Here is a 17015-nt window from a genome sequence, read left to right as displayed (position 1 = left end):
ATGGCCCGCTCGCTCCTCGTCCTGTCCGGCGGACATCCTTACGAGGAAGCGCCCTTCGCAGACTTCCTGGCGGGGCTCGGCGATTGGGACGTCACGCATTACGTCCATCCCGAGGCAGAGGCGCGCGTGGCTGCCGGGGCCGCCGATGCGGCGGATGCCGTGCTGTTCTACGACATGCCCGGCTACACCTTTGCCGATGGCACGGTGAAGACTGCACCGCCGTCAGAGGAATTCAAGGCGGCGCTGGAGCGGCGCTTTGCCAGCGGGCGCGGGGCGGTGATGATGCACCATGCCATCGCCGGCTGGGCCGAGTGGCCGCAGTGGAGCGAGTGGCTGGGCGGGCGGTTTCTCTACCAGCCGGGCGAAGTGCGCGGGGAGATGAAGCTCGATTCCGGCTACCGCCACGATGTGGACTACACTGCCGAACTGGTGGCGCACCATCCGGTGCTGGAAGGTGTTCCGGCGACATTTCTAGTGAACGACGAAGTCTATCTCGGCGAAGTGTTCGAAGCGGATGTGACGCCATTGATCCGCGCGCAGCACGAATACGTGGCGGCAAACTTCTATTCCGCCGCGCATGCCGTGGCGGGCCGGATGTTCGACAATGCGGACTGGCCGCATCCGCCGGGTTCCAATCTGGTCGCGTGGACCAGGCAGATCGGCCCGGCGCCTATCGTCTACTGCCAGTTTGGCGATGGGCCGCACACATATGCCAACCCTGTCGTCCGCCGGATAATCGCCAATGCGCTCGAATGGACGGCGCAGGGCTTGGGGAGAAGCGCATGAGCCCGCAGGAAATCGTCGAGGCCTTCATCGCCGCGTGGAACCGGGGCGATGCGCCCGCCGCCTTCGCGATGATGGCCGAAGATATCGTCTGGCATAACATCCCGATGGAACCGGCCGTGGGCCTCGCCGGGGTTCAGGCGTTGATGGCGCAGTTTCCGCCGATCGAAGGCACCGAGTGGATCACCCACCACATTGCCGCCAGTGGCAACGTTGTGTTGACCGAGCGGACCGACAAGTTCCTCGTCGCTGGGCGCTGGCGCGCGATCCGCGTTTCCGGAACGTTCGAGATCAACGCCGAGGGCAAGGTCGCCAGGTGGCGGGACTACTTCGACATGGGCGAATTCCAGCGGGAGTTTGCCTGATGGAAATCATGCGCGGGCGTGATCTCACCGGGCGGCGCGCGGTTGTCACCGGCGCGGCTTCGGGCATGGGCGCAGCGGCGGCCGCGCGGCTGATCGCCGAAGGCGTGGCCGTGCTCGGCGTCGACCGGGCGAGCGAGGGGATCGTCGGCACGCATACGCTGGTGGCGGACCTCGCCGATCCAGAGGCCATCGCCGTGATTGCCGGAGCGGCGGAAAGCCTGCTCGGCGGCTGCGACATTCTGATCAACAACGCGGGCGTGTGCCCCAACGGCCCCTTCGCCGAGATGACCGAGGAAGCGTGGAACTCGGCGCTTTCCATCAACGTGACCGCGGTGATGAAGCTGACCCGCGCGCTGATGCCGCTGCTGGGGGCCTCCGGACGCGGGCGGGTGGTCAATGTCGGCTCGATCATGTCGCGCTACGGCGATGCAGGGCTGGTCGCCTACACGACCTCGAAGCACGCGGTACTCGGGCTGACCCGCGCACTGGCGATGGAACTGGGGCCGCGCGGGATCACGGTGAACTGCGTACAGCCGGGCGCCATCGCGACGGGGATGACGCGCGATCTGTTCGAAGGCACACCCGGCGCGAAGGACTATTACGCTGGTCGCTCGGCGCTTGGCCGGATCGGGCAGCCGGAGGACGTGGCCGACGTTATGGTCTTTCTCGCGACAGATGACGCGCGCTTCCTCACAGGGCAGGGAATCATGGTCGACGGCGGGGTGATGGTGCACAGCTGAACGCGTGCCCTGGAGGGCAGGGCGACCTAGCATTTTCGCGCGTGGCACGGGGTATTTGACGGTGCCAAACCGATGCGGAACGAACTGAGGCCAAGAGTGTCGGGCCATGAGCGTAAGGCCAGGAGTTTAGGGATCGCCATGAATGAAATGACCAGCGCCAAATCACTGCTTGATCCCGAGGTGATGCAGAACCCGTTCCCGCTCTACCAGTGGGCCCATGCCAACGCGCCCGTGATCGAACTGCCGGAAACCGGCATGAAGATCGTGATGAGCTACGACATGTGTTCGGAAGCGGCGGGGCGGCCGGATGACTTCTCGAACGATTTCAGCGGCGTCCTTTCAGGTGCGCTGGCCGAGGACCCGGAAGTGAGCGGCATTCTGGCCGAAGGCTGGCCGCAGATGAACACGCTGCTGACCGCCGATCCGCCGGTCCACACGCGTTTCCGCAAGCTCGTCAACCTCGCCTTCTCGATGCCGCGCGTGAACGCGCTCGAAGCCGGCATCCGCGACAAGGTCAACAAGCTGATCGATGGTTTCATCGACAAGGGCGAGTGCGACTTCGTGACGGAGTTCAGCGTCGGTCTGCCGGTGCAGGTGATCTGCGAGCAGCTGGGCTTCTCCGAGGCCGAACGCGCCGATGTGAAGCGCTGGTCGGATGCCTTTGCCGACCGGCTTGGCCACATGATCCCGCGCGAGCGCGAGATCGAGTGCGCGCACGAGATCGTGGATTTCCAGCGCAAGCTCAAGGTCAAGATCGATGCGCGGCGCGAGCAGCCGACCGACGATCTGCTGTCGGACGTCGTCAACGCACGGCTCGATGGTGAGACCCCGCTCAACGATGCCGAGATCCTCTCGATTGCGCAGCAGCTGATGGTGGCGGGCAACGAAACCACCACCCATTCGCTGGCGGGCGGGATCGTCCATCTCGCGCAGAACCCCGATCAGCAAGACAAGGTCCGCGCCAATCCCGCGCTGATCGGCAACATGATCGAGGAAGTGCTGCGGCTAGATACGCCGACCGCGGGCATGTGGCGGCTGGTGACGAAGGATACCGAGCTTTGTGGGCGTCCCTACAAGGCAGGCGAGATGATCATGCTGCGCTATGCTGCAGCAAACCGCGATCCGGCGAAGTATCCCGATCCGGACAAGTTCGACGTCGAGCGCACAAATGCCCGCACGCACCTCGCATTCGGCAAGGGCATCCACATGTGCGTGGGCAATATGCTGAGCCGCAAGGAAATGACCGTCGCCTTCACCGAGCTGCTGCGCCGGCTTGACGATATCCGTATCAAGGACGGCGCGGAGCTCAAGGTTTCGCCGAACCTGCTGCTGCGCGGGTTCGTCTCCGTTCCCATCACGTACAAGAAGGCTGACGCGTGAACTTCGATCTCGACGAGAACCAGGAGCTGTTCAAGGCGGCGGTCGAGCGCTTCTGCCTCGGGCAGGACGTGGCGGCGCGGCGTGCGGCAAGGGCGCAGCCGGGCGGTATCGACCGCGCGCGGTGGAAGGAGCTGGCCGAGCTCGGGCTGATCGGGCTGGCGGCTGGCGAGGACGATGGCGGCATGGGCGGCTCGCACGGCGATCTCGCCGTCGTGGCGCAGGCGCTTGGCCATGCGCAGGCGGTGGAGCCGTGGCTCGAATGCGGGTTCCTGCCCGCGCGGCTGCTGGCAGGCTCGGCGCATCTGGAAGGCGTGATGGCAGGCGAGACCATCGCGGCGTTCGCCTTCGCCGAGCCGGGACGGCGCTTCGTGATCGACGCCCAGGGCGTCAAGGCGCGTGGCGGCACGCTCTCCGGCACCAAGCAGTTCGTGCTGGGCGGCGGCGCGGCGGACATCTTCGTGGTAAGCGCGGAGGAGGACGGCAAGACCGCTCTCTATGTCGTCGATGCCAAGGCCCCCGAAGTCGAAGTGCGGCCCTATCCGGTGGCGGACGGCGGCGTTGCGGCGATCGTGACGTTCCATGATGCGGCAGCGGAAGGTCCGCTTTCCGCCGATCTTCCCGCAGTGATCGACGAAGTGCGGCTGATGGCGGCGGCGGAGATGACCGGGATTGCCCAGCGGCTGTTTGCCGATACGCTGGAATACATCAAGACGCGTGAGCAATTTGGCCAGCCGATTGGCCGCTTCCAGGTGTTGCAGCACCGCATGGTCGATGCCTATGCGCGGGTCGAGAGCGTGCAGTCCGCGATTTACCGCGCGCTGCTGCAGCCTTCGGCGCCGATGGCAGCGATCAAGGCCCACGTCGCGGAGAACGCGATCTGGGTTGCCCATCAGGCAGTGCAGCTGCACGGCGGCATGGGCATGAGCGACGAACTGGGGATCGGCCACGGGCTCAAGCGGATCGTGCTTCTGTCGAAGTTGTTCGGCGATCCGGCGAGCGATATTCTGGATTACGCCCGCGCTGCCTGAGGCGCGCGGAGCTTTGGAGTGAATTGAATGACCAAGCGGATTGACGCCCACTTCGTGGCCGCAGGCAAATACCACGATATCGATTTTGCCCGGCTCGAGGTGCTCAAGCTGCTTGCCGAGCATCCCGAGATCCGCACGACGGTGGCGATGGACTTCTCCAACACCGAGCGGCTGGAGCAGTGCCAATTCCTCGTGACCTACACCTGCACCGTTCTACCCACCCCCGAAGAGACGGTGAAGATCAAGGAATTCCTTGATCGCGGCGGGCGCTGGCTGGCGCTTCATGGCACCAATTCGATCCTGAAATTTGTCGAAGGGGGGGTCGATTGCCCCGAAGAGCGCGACGACGTGATGGAAGTGCTCGGCACCCAGTTCAAGGCGCACCCGCCGATCGGAGCGTTCCGCGTCGAGGTGGTCGACAAGACCCATGCGCTCACGCAGGGCCTCGAAGATTTCGACGTGATCGACGAGCTTTACATCATGAAGCAAAAGGCGCCGATCAAGGTCCTGATGCAGACGCGCTTCGATGGAGAGGCGACCGGCTTCATTGAGGCCAACTATTCGAATGTCGTCGTGCCGATCCTGTACTTGCGCGATCACGGCAAGGGCGGGGTGCTCTACAACACGCTCGGCCACTGCCGCAGCCACTTCGATGTTATTGAATTGCTGCCCTTTTGGACACATCCAGAACGCTGTGGTTGGAACTATCCCGTCTATTACGAGACCCTGCGTCGCGGCATTCGCTGGGCCATGAGTGAGATCGCCTGAGGGATATTGGCTATGGATATGGATTTTGCCCCCGAGGACCTCGCCTTCCAGCAGGAAGTGCGCGCGTTCCTCGACGATAAGCTCAACGCCCGCTTGCGCGAAGGCGCGGCCAATACGCCGAGCGTGTTCACCGAACCGGACATCACGCGCGAATGGCAGGCGATTCTGGCCGAAAAGGGCTGGCTTGCCACCTCGTGGCCTGTCGAGGACGGCGGTCCCGGCTGGACGCCGACGCAGAAATACATCTTCGAGAAGGAATGCGCGATCGCCGGCGCGCCTTCGCTGCCGATCCTGGGCCTGCGCCTCGTCGGTCCGGTCATCTGCCACTTCGGCACGCCCGAACAGAAAGCACGCTTCCTCCCCCGCATCATTTCGGGCGAGGATTACTGGTGCCAGGGCTATTCCGAGCCGGGCGCGGGGTCTGACCTTGCTGCGGTGAAGACGCGCGCTGAACGGGTCGGCGACAAATACGTCGTCAACGGCTCCAAGATCTGGACCACCCACGCCCATCACGCCAACTGGATCTTCGCGCTCGTCCGCACCGATCCCACCGTGCAGAAGCAGCGCGGCATCAGCTTCCTGCTCATCCCGATGGAGCAGCCGGGCGTCAGCGTCTCGCCCATCGTGACGATGGCGAATGACCACGAGGTCAACGCGACCTTCTTCGACAATGCCGAAACCCCGGTCGATAATCTGATTGGCGAAGAAGGCCAGGGCTGGACGATTGCCAAGTTCCTGCTCGAAAACGAACGCGGCGGCTCGTGCGCGGCGCCGGCGCTGCTGGCCAAGCTCGACCGGATCGAACGCTGGGCGCGCGAGGAAGCCTCGGGCACCAACGGCAGCATGATCCACGATCCCAACATTTCGCAGCGGCTGGCCCGGCTCCGGCTCGAGGCGCAGGCTTTCGAAGTGACGGAGCTGCGCATCCTTGCCGAACTGGCCAAGGGCCGCCCGGCCGGCCCGCAGACCTCGCTGGTCAAGCTGACGAGCTCCAACCTGCGGCAGGCGATCGACGAACTGGCAGTGGATCTGTTCGGCTATGACGGGTTGCAGCTGCCCGTCACCCGCCCGCTCTATGGCAACGAGGCACCCGAATACGTCGGAAGCCGCGCGGCGCAGCTTTCGATGCCCGCTTACCTCAATGGCCGCGCCTACACGATCTTCGGCGGCTCGGACGAAGTGCAGAAGACCATCATCGCAAAGCAAGTCCTGGGTCTCTGACCTGTTACCCGGAAGCCCCACATCCGAACCGTTTCGGATGGGGCTTCCGCTACGGCACGCACTAGGTTAGCATGCGAATCGACCCGGATGCCGGAATAACCGGCACCGACGAGAGGATGCAGCATGGACTGGGCGAACACCACCTTCGAGCAGGTGACGATTCGGGCCGTTGAAGACGTGCGGCCCGCCGCAATCGCCATCCGCGATATTGCCTTGAAGCTTGACCTGCGCATTGCGGTCTGCCCCGACATTTCGTCGAAGGAGCAGATGCTCGATGCCGATGGCAAGATCATCAACGCCGACATCTTCGGCTGGACCGCCGATGGCGAGCGGTGGTGGGAGAACGGCACGCTGGCGCTTTCCTCGCCATTCCCCCGCGCGAGCCGCTATGAAAGCGAGCCCTTCTGGTGCAACGCGCACGGCGCCTTCACCGTCAGCCGCAACAACTACCTTGAGGATCTGAACTTTTCGGAGTTCCACAAGTTCAGCAAGGCGCGGGCGATGATCGTGATCCCCTCGCACCTCTCGTTCGGCCAGATTGCCGCAGCAAGCTTTGTGCCGGTGGACAAGACGCTCGATGACCTTTCGGACGTGTTTGCCGAGCACGGCGATTTCCTCGGCGCGCTGACCCGGCGCTTCGTGGCGAGCTACGTCAGCACGATGCGCACGCAGCAGTGGATTCCGAGCGACTGCCGGCTTTCCAAGCGCGAAGTCGAATGCCTGCGCTGGGCCGCAATCGGCAAGACCGATAAGGAAATCAGCCTGATCCTGGCGCTCAGCCACGCAACGGTGCGCTATCACATCCAGCGCGCGGGTGAGAAGCTTAACGCCGTGAACCGCAGCCAGGCTGTCTTCAAGGCAGGGCAGTTGGGCTATCTGGGCGCGGCGGCCTGAGGGCGACCTGACCGGAGCCAGGCGCCCAGGCGGCCCAACCACAAGTTCGTCATCCCCGCGAAGGCGGGGAACCAGGGATGCCTAGCACTTTGGTCGCTCTGGATCCCCGCCTGCTCGGGGATGACGACGTTTCAGGGGCGAGGTTGGCGTCGGGCGCAGGACCAGGGTGAGAGGCGGTTCAGACCCCCATCATCCCCGCCGTGCTCGCACCGTCGATCCCGTATTCCGAGCCCGAGATAAACCCGGCCTCGTCCGAAGCGAGGAACGCCACCAGCGCGGCCACTTCCTCCACTTGCGCCATCCGCCCGATCGGAGCCATCGCTTCAAACTGCGCGCGCGCGGCGGCGCTGTCGGGCGAGCGGTCGATCACACCGCGGATCAATTCGGTCTCGACCACGCCCGGGTGGACCGTGTTGACGCGGATCTTCGTCTTCAGGGTGGCGCAGTGGAGCGCCGAGGATTTCATCAGCGCGATCAGCGCGCCCTTGCTGGCCGAATAGGCGACATAGTTCGCCAGCGGCCGGTAGGCGCTCATCGAAGAGTTCACCACGATGGAGCCGGTGGGCCCATCCGGATTGGCGCGCATCGCGCGGATCGCGTGCTGGATGGTGAGCATCACACCGGTGAGGTTCACCCCCATAACGCGCTCCCACGCTTCCATGGTGATGTCCTCGACGCTGCTATCGCCGGTTTCGATACCGGCGTTGGCGAAGGCCACGTCAAGCCGGCCATGCTCGGCCTTGATGCGGGCCATCAGCGTGTCCCACGCAGCTGCATCCTCGACCCGGTGCGCAACGAACTGCGCGCCGGTTTCGGCGCAGAGCGCGGCGGCGGCTTCGGCCTTGGAGCCGGTGAACACGACCTTCGCGCCCTCGCTCGCCAGCCGCCGCACGGTGCCTGCCCCGATGCCCGAGGTACCCCCGGTGATCAGCGCCACTTTTCCTGCGAACCGTCCGCTCATTGCTCTCTCCCTGATATCGTGGCGCGATCCTAGAGCGCGCGGCGGCGGCGCCCTACTGGCAAATTTGATCTGGCGGACGGCCCCCATACGCCTCGTCATTGCGAGGAGCGAAGCGACGAAGCAATCCAGAGCGGCTCAGTCTGACGCTCTGGATTGCTTCGCTACGCTCGCAATGACGAACTGTAGGGGCAAGGGACAAGCTGAGCGGTGGCTTACCGCACCCAAACCCGCCGCTCGCCAACCACGGCAACGCCCCCGCTGGTGCCAACGGGTTCCACCGCGCCATCCATGAAGAAGGCCAGCATCGCCGGGTGCGCCACATCGATATGGCAGAGCGTGCGCTTGCCCTCCGGCGTGCGGGCGATCACCACGCCGCTCGAAGGCACCCCCTCGCGGTTGTGGAACACGGTGTAGCTCTCGACCGTCGCAGGGCCGACATAGTCCTTGTCCAGCTCCGGGATCGCCCCACGCGCGGCGTCCGCTGCGGCCTGATAGTCGAAATCCTGCGGGAACTGCGCCGCGGCGATGGGCTCGCGCGAGACGACGATGCAGTGGTTGTCGGTCGCGTAGCCACCGTTGGCGAAGAGGAAGCCGGTCTTGCCGTCGCCGCCGCGCAGCCGCTCCACCATCGAGACCACCGCATGGCTCATGTAATTGGCAATCGGTCCGCCGCCGAAGGTGAGGCCGCCGAACACGGTGGCGGGCTTGTCTACCGGCCAGCCGAGCACCCGGCGCGCCATCTTGGGGACGCAAGGGAAGCAGCTGTAAAGCTCGACATGGTCGAAATCCGCGCCGGTCATCTGATTGAGATCGAGCGTGCGGCGGATCGCGGTGTCCATGCTGGAGGAGCGGTCGTAGCGGTCGCGGCGGAGGATGCTGGGGTCTTCCTTGGCGGCGGCACCCATGCCGACATAGATCAGCCGCTCTTCGGGAATGCCGCGCCGCCGCGCTTCGGCGAGGCTGGCGACGAGAAAGCCCGCGCCCTGATTGACCGAGGAATTGGCAACCGTGAGCTTGGTATAGGGGAAGGCCAGCGGCCGGTTGGCGGGGCCGGGGGTAAGGATTTCCTCGGCGCTCACCGCCTTCCTGATCCACGCGCCTTCGTTGGCTGCGGCAACCTCGCTCATCCCGGCCCAGATCGCGCCGCTTTCCGCCTGCGCTTCGGCGAGTGTCTGGCCATAGGCGGCGCGGCCCGCGTTCTCGTAGATCGGGTAGACGTCGACCGGCGCGGTCAGCCCATGGGCCTGCGCATAAGTGGGATCGCGCCGAGTGGAGACATTGCGCACCGCGTTGTAGCTCTTGTCTTCGCCCTTTGCGGCCACCGCAGCGAGGCCGGCGGCAGTGCGCAGCGCTTCGGCGCCGACCACGGCAGCGAGCTTCACTTCGCCCGCGCCGATGCGGTTGGCCGCTTCGTTGAGCAGGCGGATCGGGGTGTCGCCGTGCGGGGCTTCGGACTGGTAATTGACCGCCGGATTCGCGCCGATGGCACCGGCCACCCGGTCGCACAAGTTGCCAAGATGGCGGAAGCTGATCTGATCGACGATGGCGAGGCTGTCGAGGTCAGCCAGCAGGCTCCCGCCCGCATCCGCTTCGGCAAGGCGCAGCGCAGCGGCCATCAGCCCCGGCGGATCGAGGCCGAGTTCGGGGCTTGCGGGCCGGTCGTTGAGCTGGCCGACGCCGATGATGACGGGGATGCGTTCGGGATCGGTCATCAGGGTCATCGGGCAGTCTCCAGATAGGATTTGGTGGCGACCATCTCGCGGATCTTCTCCGGGATGGTTTCGAGCACGCCTTCTGCTTCGAGCCTGGCGCATTCGGCTTCGTCCATGCCCAGCCAGTCCTGCATCACGGCGTAAGTATCCTGGCACATGAGCGGGGCGGGGCGGGCCTCGGCATCAGGGATCGCATGCCACATGGCCGGGCGGCGCTCGGCGATCATCGGTTCGGGCAGAAGGTCATGCTGATCCTGCCGGAACAGGCCGCGCGCGGCGTAATAGGGATGATCGGCGAGATCGGCGGCGCGGAGCATCGGGGCGGCCGGGACACCGGCGGCTTGCAGGGTCTCCGCAGCTACGTGGCCGGACTTGTCCGCCAGCCATGCGCTGAGGTCCTGGCTGCCGATCACCGTGGAGAGGCGGTGATGGTCGGCCTCATCGCGCGGAGTGACAACGCACCATTCGTCCTCCCCGGCGCAGGCAAAGACGCCCGATGACGCACCTTCGCGGGAGGGAAGATCGAGCGCACTTCCAGCGATCTCGGCCGCGAGATGGGCGAGCATGACTTCGGCCTGGCTCACATCCACATGGCCGCCGCGCCCGGTGCGCCGGCGGCGCGCGAGGAGCGCCATGACCGCGCTTGCCCCGATGCGGCCGCAGACGTGATCGGGGTAGATCGTGACCGAATCAGAGAAGCTCTCGGGATCATCGGGATAGCGCCACTTGTGCGTCAGCCCAGCCGCGGCGCGGACGAGCGGGCCATAGCCCATGCGCTTGGACCACGGCCCGGTGGCACCGAACGCGCTCGATTCAACCGCAATGAGGCGCGGGTTGATCTGGCTGAGCTCCGCATAGCCGAGGCCGAGCGATTCCAGCGTGCCGGGCTTGAAATTCGAGAGCATCACATCGGCATCGGCGACCATGCGGCGCAGCAGCGCCTTGCCGTCCTCTGATTTCAGATTGAGCCCGAGGCTGCGCTTGTTGCGGTGCCCGGCGCCGAAGCTGCTCGACAGGCCGATCTTCAGCCACGTCTGGCGCGAGCCATCGGGGAAGGCTGCGGATTCGATCTTCACCACGTCCGCGCCGAGATCGGCCAGCAGGCGGCCAGTCTCAGCGCCGACCACGATCACTCCGAGATCGAGCACCTTGAGGCCTTCCAGCGGGCGGCTGGCCTTGGCCATCACCGGCGCGGGGGCCGGGCGCAGGGCCGCGGTGCCGGGGTGGATCGGCCCCATGCGCTGCCCGTCGATCACCATCAGGCCATCGGGAAAGGGCACGCGGCGGCCGCCGGGCAGCTCGGCCTCGGTAAATGTGCCGCGCGCGCGGACATGATCGGCGGCGAGGCAATCAGCCAGCGTGTTGAGCCCTGCCAGCGGGACGCCGTGCTGCTGCCCCAGCGCTTCGATCTCGGCGCGGGTCTTGTCCGCCAGAAACGCCTGCATTGCCGCAAGCAGTTCCTTGCTCTTGAAGCGGACCATGATGTCGCGAAATTCGGGACCGGCAAATTCGGCGGGCGAGCCCATCATCGCGTGCATGCCCTGCCACTGGCGCGGGGCGAGGATGCAGAGGCGCACGTAGCCATCGGCGACGGAGATGATCGGATATTGCACGCCCCGGGGCGGCCGACCCGGCGGCAGCGCGGCGGCGGGGCGGCCATTGGTGGCACTGCCCGAGATACCGAAAGCGGGATCGAGCGCCTGCATCGCGCCATCGAGCGCGGCGTAGTCGACATGATCGCCCCGCCCGGTGGCGAGCGCCTGCGTCAGTGCCGCCATGGCGACGAAGACGCCTTGCGCCACCGCGCATTGCAGCGCGATTTCGCCGGGCGGAAGCAGCGGCGCGCGGCCCTTGATGCCGGATCGCGATAACTCTGTGGTGAGCGCGTGGAGCACGCCGTCGGTCCACTGCCAGTGCGACCAGGCGGTGCCGAGGCCGAAGCCGGTGGCCGTCATGCGGACGAGCGCCGGATTGGCGGCGTGGATTGCCGCCCAAGCGAGGCTGACCGGCGCGGCAGGATCGGCTGAGAGGTCTTCCAGCACAAGATCAGCCCCGGCAAGCCATTCGGGGAGGCTCGCCGCGTCAGCGCTTTCGATGCGCTTGCCCAGGTTGGCGGTCCAGTACGCGAGTTCGGCGCGGGGATCATCGACGGGGCAGGCGCCGCGCCCGGCCACTTCGAGGCGAATCACTTCGGCACCGAGTTCGCGCAAGGTCCGGGCGATTCCCGCGAGCGGGCTGGCGACAAGATCGACCACGCGGAGGCCGGACAGCGGACGGTCGATGGCTTCCTGCGGCACGTTCAAACCCCTCCCGCAATATTATTGGACGAGTGGTGTCCATAAAAGATAGGAAGGAGCCATGCAACGCACATCCGCCGATTCAACGCTTTTGACAGGGCCGCGCCCGCGCGGGCGTCCGCGCAATCCGGAGTTCGAGGCGCGCATCCTCGCGGCGGCGGCGCAGGTCTACGGCGCGGGGGGCTGGGCCGGCTTCAGTCTCGATGCGGTGGCGCGCGCCGCGGGGATCGGCAAGTCAACGCTCTATGCCCGCTGGACGAGCGGGGAGGACCTGCTCTGCGCGATGATCGAGGGCCGCTGGCAGGCGCTGGCGGCAATCGATACCGGCAGCCTGCACGGCGATCTGACCGCCTTCGGTGCGCTGGTGCTCGCGCGCTATCTGGAGACGGGCGGCGGCGTGGCGCGGCATCTGCGGCGCGATCTGGCGGGGCATCCCGAGCTTGCCGCAAGGATCGGGCCGGTGCTCGGCGCGGTGACGGCGCAGGCCATCGCGATCCTGCGCCGGGGCCGGGCGCGCGGGCAATTGCGCGACGGGGTCAGCGCGGCACTCGCCTCCGACATGCTGCTCTCCGCGATGGAATCGCAAGCGGGTCGGCTCGGCCCGGGGGAGACCATGAACGAGGTGGCGATCAGCGCTTATGCGGCGCGCGTGGCGGATTTGCTGATCGGCGGGATCGCGGCATGAAGGCGCGCGCTGTCAATATGGGCAGGTTTGCCTCGCCGCGCGCCATGACAGAAACAGGCAGCGCGTCCGCAGAGGCGCGAGCAGGGAGCGGGGCATGACCTATCGCACGATCATGGTCGAAAAGCGCGGCGCGGCAGACTGGCTGACGCTGAACCGGCCACATGCGCTCAATTCCATCTCGCTGGAGATGGTGGACGAGCTATCCCACTATTTCGGCGAGCTGTTCAACAACCGCGAGACGCGGGTCGTGGTGATGCGCGGGGCGGGCCGGGCTTTTTGCGCAGGCCTCGATATCAAGGACCGTCAGGAAACCGATCGGCCCGATCCCTTCGGTGGGGGCTTCGGCTTTCAGGGCCATCTCGCAGACGTCTACGTGAAGATGCGGCGCTGCCCGCAGCCGATCCTGGCGCTGGTCCACGGCGCGGCCTGCGGCGGAGGCTTTGCCTTTGCGTTGGCGGCGGACATCCGCGTGGCGGGCGAGAGCGCGAAGATGAATGCGGCTTTCATCAAGCTCGGCCTGTCCTCCTGCGATATGGGGGTGAGCTATTTCCTGCCCCGGCTGGTGGGCGCCTCGGTCGCCTCGGAACTGATGCTGACAGGGCGCTTCATCCATGCGCCGCGCGCGCTGGCAACAGGGCTCGTCAGTGAAGTGGTGCCCGATGACCAGCTTGAGGCGGTGGCCGAAGGCTATGTCGAGGAAATGCTCGCTGCCTCGCCGCGCGGCCTGCGCATGACCAAGGAGGGCCTCAGCCTCGCGGTCGATGCGCCGAGCCTCGAGGCGGCGATGGCGATCGAGAACCGCAACCAGCTGATGACCGCCGCCAGCCCCAATTTCGCCGAAGGGATGCGCGCTTTCCTCGAGAAGCGCCGCCCCGACTACATTCCAGACTGAGCGGCCAAAATGAACGGAAACGCACCGATGACGCATCCCAGATACCCGCTGATGTTCTCTCCGCTGACGATCCGTGGGAACCGGCTCAAGAACCGCATCATCATGGGCTCGATGCATTCCGGCCTCGAAGACCAGCCTGATGCGGCGGAACGGCTTTCGGCCTACTTCGTCGAGCGCGTGAAGGGCGGCGTCGGCATGATCATCACCGGCGGCATCACCCCGCATGAAAGCGGCGGGCGCGGTGCAAAGCTGAGCGAGCCTTCCGAAGTGCCGATGCACCGCGCGGTGACCGATGCGGTCCATGCAGCGGACCCCGAGGTCAAGATCTGCATGCAGATCCTCCATTCGGGTTCGATCGCCAATGTGCGCGAACCGGTGGGGCCTTCGCCGGTGCGCTCGCGGCTGGCGCGCGTGGCGCCGGTGGAGCTCGATGAGGCGGGGATCGAGGAGCAGATCGCGGCCTTTGCCAATTGCGCGGCGCTGGCGGCCGAGGCGGGCTACGACGGGGTCGAGATCATCGGCTCGGCGGGATACCTGATTTCGACGTTCCTGGTCGAGAAGACCAACCAGCGCACCGATCGCTGGGGCGGAACCTGGGAAAACCGCATGCGCTTTGCGGTAGAGGTGGTGAAGCGCACACGCCTCGCACTTGGTGACGACAAGATGCTGATCTTCCGCATTTCCGCGATGGATATGCTGGAAGGCGGCCTTGCATGGGAGGAAGTGACCAGCCTCGCCAGTGCGCTCGAAGCGAACGGGGCGGACGTGATCAGCACGCACTTCTGCTGGCACGAAAGCCAGGTACCGACGATTGCGACGATGGTGCCGCGCGCGGCCTTTGCGCAGGTGACGGGCAAGCTGCGCGAGGCTGTCTCGATCCCGCTCATCACCAGCAACCGCATCAACATGCCGCATGTGGCGGAAGAAGTGCTGGCGCGCGGCGATGCCGATCTCATTTCGATGGCACGGCCGATGCTGGCCGATGCGGAGATCGTCAAAAAGGCGTGGGAAGGCCGTGAGGACGAGATCAACACCTGCATCGCCTGCAATCAGGCCTGCCTCGATCACACCTTCACCGGCCAGCTGACCAGCTGCCTCGTCAACGCGCGCGCTTGCCGCGAGACGGAGATTACGGTTGCTCCGGCCACTACCGCGCGGCGGATCGCGGTGGTCGGCGCCGGGCCGGCGGGCCTTGCCTATGCCACGATCGCTTCGGGGCGTGGGCACAAGGTCACGCTGTTCGATGCGGCGGTGGAAATCGGCGGGCAGTTCAACCTCGCCCGGCGAATCCCCGGCAAGGAAGAGTTCGACGAGACGATCCGCTACTTCGGGCGGATGATCGAAGTGAACGGGATCGAACTCAAGCTCGCCACCCGCGTCAATGCCGATATGCTCGCGGCGGGCGGGTTCGACGAAATCGTGATCGCGACCGGGATCACGCCGCGCAAACCCGCTATCGAGGGCATCGATCACCCCAAGGCGGTACGCTATGTCGATGTGATCACCGGCAAGGCTGAAGTGGGCCAGAAAGTCGCGATCATGGGCGCAGGCGGGATCGGCTTCGATGTGGCCGAACTGATCACCCATGCCGGCATACCGGGTTCGCTCGATGTCGAAGTTTTCGCCAAGGAATGGGGCATCGACTTCAAGAACCACCCGCGCGGCGGCGTGACCGGCGTCGTGCCCGAAGTCGCCTCCAGCGGGCGCGAGGTGTGGCTGCTCCAGCGCAAGGCCAGCGCGGTTGGCAAGGGGCTCGGCCGCACCACCGGCTGGACGCACCGCATCACCCTGCAGCGGCGCGGCGTGCAGATGCTCGGCGGGGTGGAGTATGACCGGATCGATGATGCCGGCCTCCACATCCGCGTCGAGGGCGAACCCCGCCTGCTCGCGGTCGATACCGTGATCGTGTGCGCGGGGCAGGAACCGGCGCGCGGGCTCTACGACGAGCTGGTGGCGCGGGGCCTGGCGCCGCAGCTCATCGGCGGGGCGTTCGAGGCAGCTGAACTCGATGCCAAGCGGGCGATCAAGCAGGCAACCGAACTGGCGGTGGCAGTCTAGGCGCTAATGACTTCACAGTGATCTCTTTACGTCACCCCCGTGCTTGGCACGGGAGTGGCCTGGTCTTCTGGCCCGGTGTCAAATGGGGAAAGCCAAGGCCCGGAGCCCAGTCCGGGCCGACGATTTCAAGTGATGTCATTGTGCTCTGGCGTCGGTTTTGCCGGGAGCCATCGCTGTCCTACAAGCCCGCAATATGAGAGGCTGCGGGAATGCGTTTCCCCGCCCTCTCCGCGCGCCGTGATGGAAACTTTGCTAGCGGGTCGCAGCGCGCGATCCGCAGCGGCGATTCCCCGATCCGGCCATTGATCGACCGTGCCGATCAAAAGCGCCGCACTGATCGAATGCAGTTATTCCTCAGGACTGTGTCAACTGTGTCAACTTGTCCCAACGCGGGACTCAGCGCGGCGCCGCTATTGGCTGCGGCCGCGGGCCTGGACGGCAAGGCGGCGGGCTTCGACTTCTTCGGGCTTGACCGCCGAGTTGGCGGCGGAGGAGCGGCTGGCTTCGAGCGACATGCCTTCGCCGAACGGCAGGGCGTAGCCTTCATCGATCAGCGCCTTGTAATTGCGCAGGAATGTCGGGTCGATCGAGGCCATGTCGCGCGCCAGTTGCTGTGCGGCGGGGAGCAGGTCCTCTGGCGCCACCACCCGGTTGATCAGGCCCCAGCGCTCGGCTGTGGCGGCATCGAGGAAGTTGCCGGTGAAGGAGAGTTCCTTGGCGCGGCTGATCCCGATGAGCCGCGGGAGCTTCTGCGAGAGGCCCCAGCCGGGATAGACGCCGACGCGCGCGTGGGTATCGGCAAAGCGCGCATTGGTGGAGGCAATCAGCACGTCGCAGGCAAGCGCGACTTCAAAGCCGCCGGTGATCGCAACGCCGTTGATCGCGCCGACCACCGGCTTGCGGCAAATCTCGATGGCCTTGACCGGATTTTCGGACGCACCTTCCGCATTGGCCGCGCCGAGCGCACCGGCCGTCGAGCCCAGTTCCTTGAGATCGAGACCGGCGGTGAAGGCGCGGGTGCCGGCGCCGGTAAGCACGACGGCGCGGACGGCATCGTCGGCATCAAGCGCGGTCATCACCTCAGCAAGGCGGGCCCGCAGCGCTTTGGACAGCGCGTTCATCGCCTCGGGCCGGTTGAGCGTGACGGTGGCCACGCCATCGGCGATATCAACGAGAATGAGGTCGGTCATGAGCTGGGTCCTTCGGTGCACCGGGGGCTATTGACCATGGC

General features: G+C 66.0%; 15 protein-coding genes. 11 read left to right on the top strand and 4 right to left on the bottom strand.

Annotation, left to right across the window (positions count from 1 at the left end; genetic code table 11):
* The 8 genes from ACO056_RS18370 (at position 1) to ACO056_RS18335 (ending at position 7179) form a co-directional block, all read left to right on the top strand.
* Positions 1–786: a ThuA domain-containing protein gene (locus tag ACO056_RS18370; protein WP_421849697.1), complete on the top strand. Its 786-nt coding sequence runs from the start codon at positions 1–3 to the stop codon at positions 784–786.
* Positions 783–1148: a limonene-1,2-epoxide hydrolase family protein gene (locus ACO056_RS18365; protein WP_421849695.1), complete on the top strand. Its 366-nt coding sequence runs from the start codon at positions 783–785 to the stop codon at positions 1146–1148. The genes ACO056_RS18370 and ACO056_RS18365 overlap by 4 nt, the downstream gene beginning before the upstream one ends.
* The gene (locus ACO056_RS18360; protein ID WP_421849692.1) at positions 1148–1888 is read left to right on the top strand and encodes an SDR family NAD(P)-dependent oxidoreductase; all 741 of its coding nucleotides are present in this window, start codon (positions 1148–1150) and stop codon (positions 1886–1888) included. The genes ACO056_RS18365 and ACO056_RS18360 overlap by 1 nt, the downstream gene beginning before the upstream one ends.
* A 138-nt stretch (positions 1889–2026) precedes the next feature.
* Entirely contained in the window at positions 2027–3268 is a 1242-nt protein-coding gene (locus ACO056_RS18355; protein ID WP_421849689.1) for a cytochrome P450, read from the top strand.
* Positions 3265–4296 carry an acyl-CoA dehydrogenase family protein gene (locus ACO056_RS18350; RefSeq protein ID WP_421849686.1) on the top strand — a complete coding sequence of 344 codons (1032 nt, stop codon included), beginning with the start codon at positions 3265–3267 and terminating at the stop codon, positions 4294–4296. Before ACO056_RS18355 ends, ACO056_RS18350 begins: the two co-directional genes overlap by 4 nt.
* Before the next feature lie 27 nt (positions 4297–4323).
* Positions 4324–5064 carry a ThuA domain-containing protein gene (locus ACO056_RS18345; RefSeq protein WP_421849683.1) on the top strand — a complete coding sequence of 247 codons (741 nt, stop codon included), beginning with the start codon at positions 4324–4326 and terminating at the stop codon, positions 5062–5064.
* Between the two features lie 12 nt (positions 5065–5076).
* Positions 5077–6285 carry an acyl-CoA dehydrogenase family protein gene (locus ACO056_RS18340; RefSeq protein WP_421849680.1) on the top strand — a complete coding sequence of 403 codons (1209 nt, stop codon included), beginning with the start codon at positions 5077–5079 and terminating at the stop codon, positions 6283–6285.
* Between the two features lie 123 nt (positions 6286–6408).
* The gene (locus ACO056_RS18335; RefSeq protein WP_421849676.1) at positions 6409–7179 is read left to right on the top strand and encodes a helix-turn-helix transcriptional regulator; all 771 of its coding nucleotides are present in this window, start codon (positions 6409–6411) and stop codon (positions 7177–7179) included.
* 178 nt (positions 7180–7357) lie between these two features.
* Here ACO056_RS18335 and ACO056_RS18330 read toward each other — a convergent pair whose 3' ends face one another.
* The 3 genes from ACO056_RS18330 to ACO056_RS18320 form a co-directional block, all read right to left on the bottom strand.
* A complete protein-coding gene (locus ACO056_RS18330) occupies positions 7358–8140 on the bottom strand; it encodes an SDR family NAD(P)-dependent oxidoreductase (RefSeq protein WP_421849673.1) in 783 nt (260 codons plus the stop codon).
* 212 nt (positions 8141–8352) lie between these two features.
* On the bottom strand, positions 8353–9861 hold the full coding sequence (locus ACO056_RS18325; protein ID WP_421849670.1) for an acetyl-CoA acetyltransferase: 1509 nt from the start codon (positions 9859–9861) through the stop codon (positions 8353–8355).
* On the bottom strand, positions 9858–12149 hold the full coding sequence (locus ACO056_RS18320) for a CoA transferase (RefSeq protein WP_421849667.1): 2292 nt from the start codon (positions 12147–12149) through the stop codon (positions 9858–9860). The genes ACO056_RS18325 and ACO056_RS18320 overlap by 4 nt, the downstream gene beginning before the upstream one ends.
* Positions 12150–12210: 61 nt before the next feature.
* Here ACO056_RS18320 and ACO056_RS18315 point away from each other — a divergent pair, with 61 nt between their 5' ends.
* From ACO056_RS18315 to ACO056_RS18305, 3 genes are all read left to right on the top strand, one after another.
* The gene (locus ACO056_RS18315; protein ID WP_421849664.1) at positions 12211–12834 is read left to right on the top strand and encodes a TetR/AcrR family transcriptional regulator; all 624 of its coding nucleotides are present in this window, start codon (positions 12211–12213) and stop codon (positions 12832–12834) included.
* Positions 12835–12928: 94 nt separating this feature from the next.
* Entirely contained in the window at positions 12929–13726 is a 798-nt protein-coding gene (locus ACO056_RS18310; protein ID WP_421849661.1) for an enoyl-CoA hydratase/isomerase family protein, read from the top strand.
* Between the two features lie 27 nt (positions 13727–13753).
* Positions 13754–15784, top strand: a complete 2031-nt coding sequence (locus ACO056_RS18305; RefSeq protein ID WP_421849658.1) for an FAD-dependent oxidoreductase — start codon at positions 13754–13756, stop codon at positions 15782–15784.
* 410 nt (positions 15785–16194) lie between these two features.
* On the opposite strand, the gene ACO056_RS18300 is transcribed toward ACO056_RS18305, so the two are convergent.
* Positions 16195–16974, bottom strand: coding sequence for an enoyl-CoA hydratase (locus tag ACO056_RS18300; RefSeq protein WP_421849656.1), 780 nt, complete (start codon positions 16972–16974; stop codon positions 16195–16197).
* Positions 16975–17015 lie beyond the last annotated feature (41 nt).

The organism is Novosphingobium sp. (genome assembly GCF_965228995.1).
Taxonomy (GTDB): Bacteria; Pseudomonadota; Alphaproteobacteria; order Sphingomonadales; family Sphingomonadaceae; genus Novosphingobium.
Note: the sequence above shows the minus strand (reverse complement) of the source record. Positions and strands in the feature narration are given on the sequence as shown.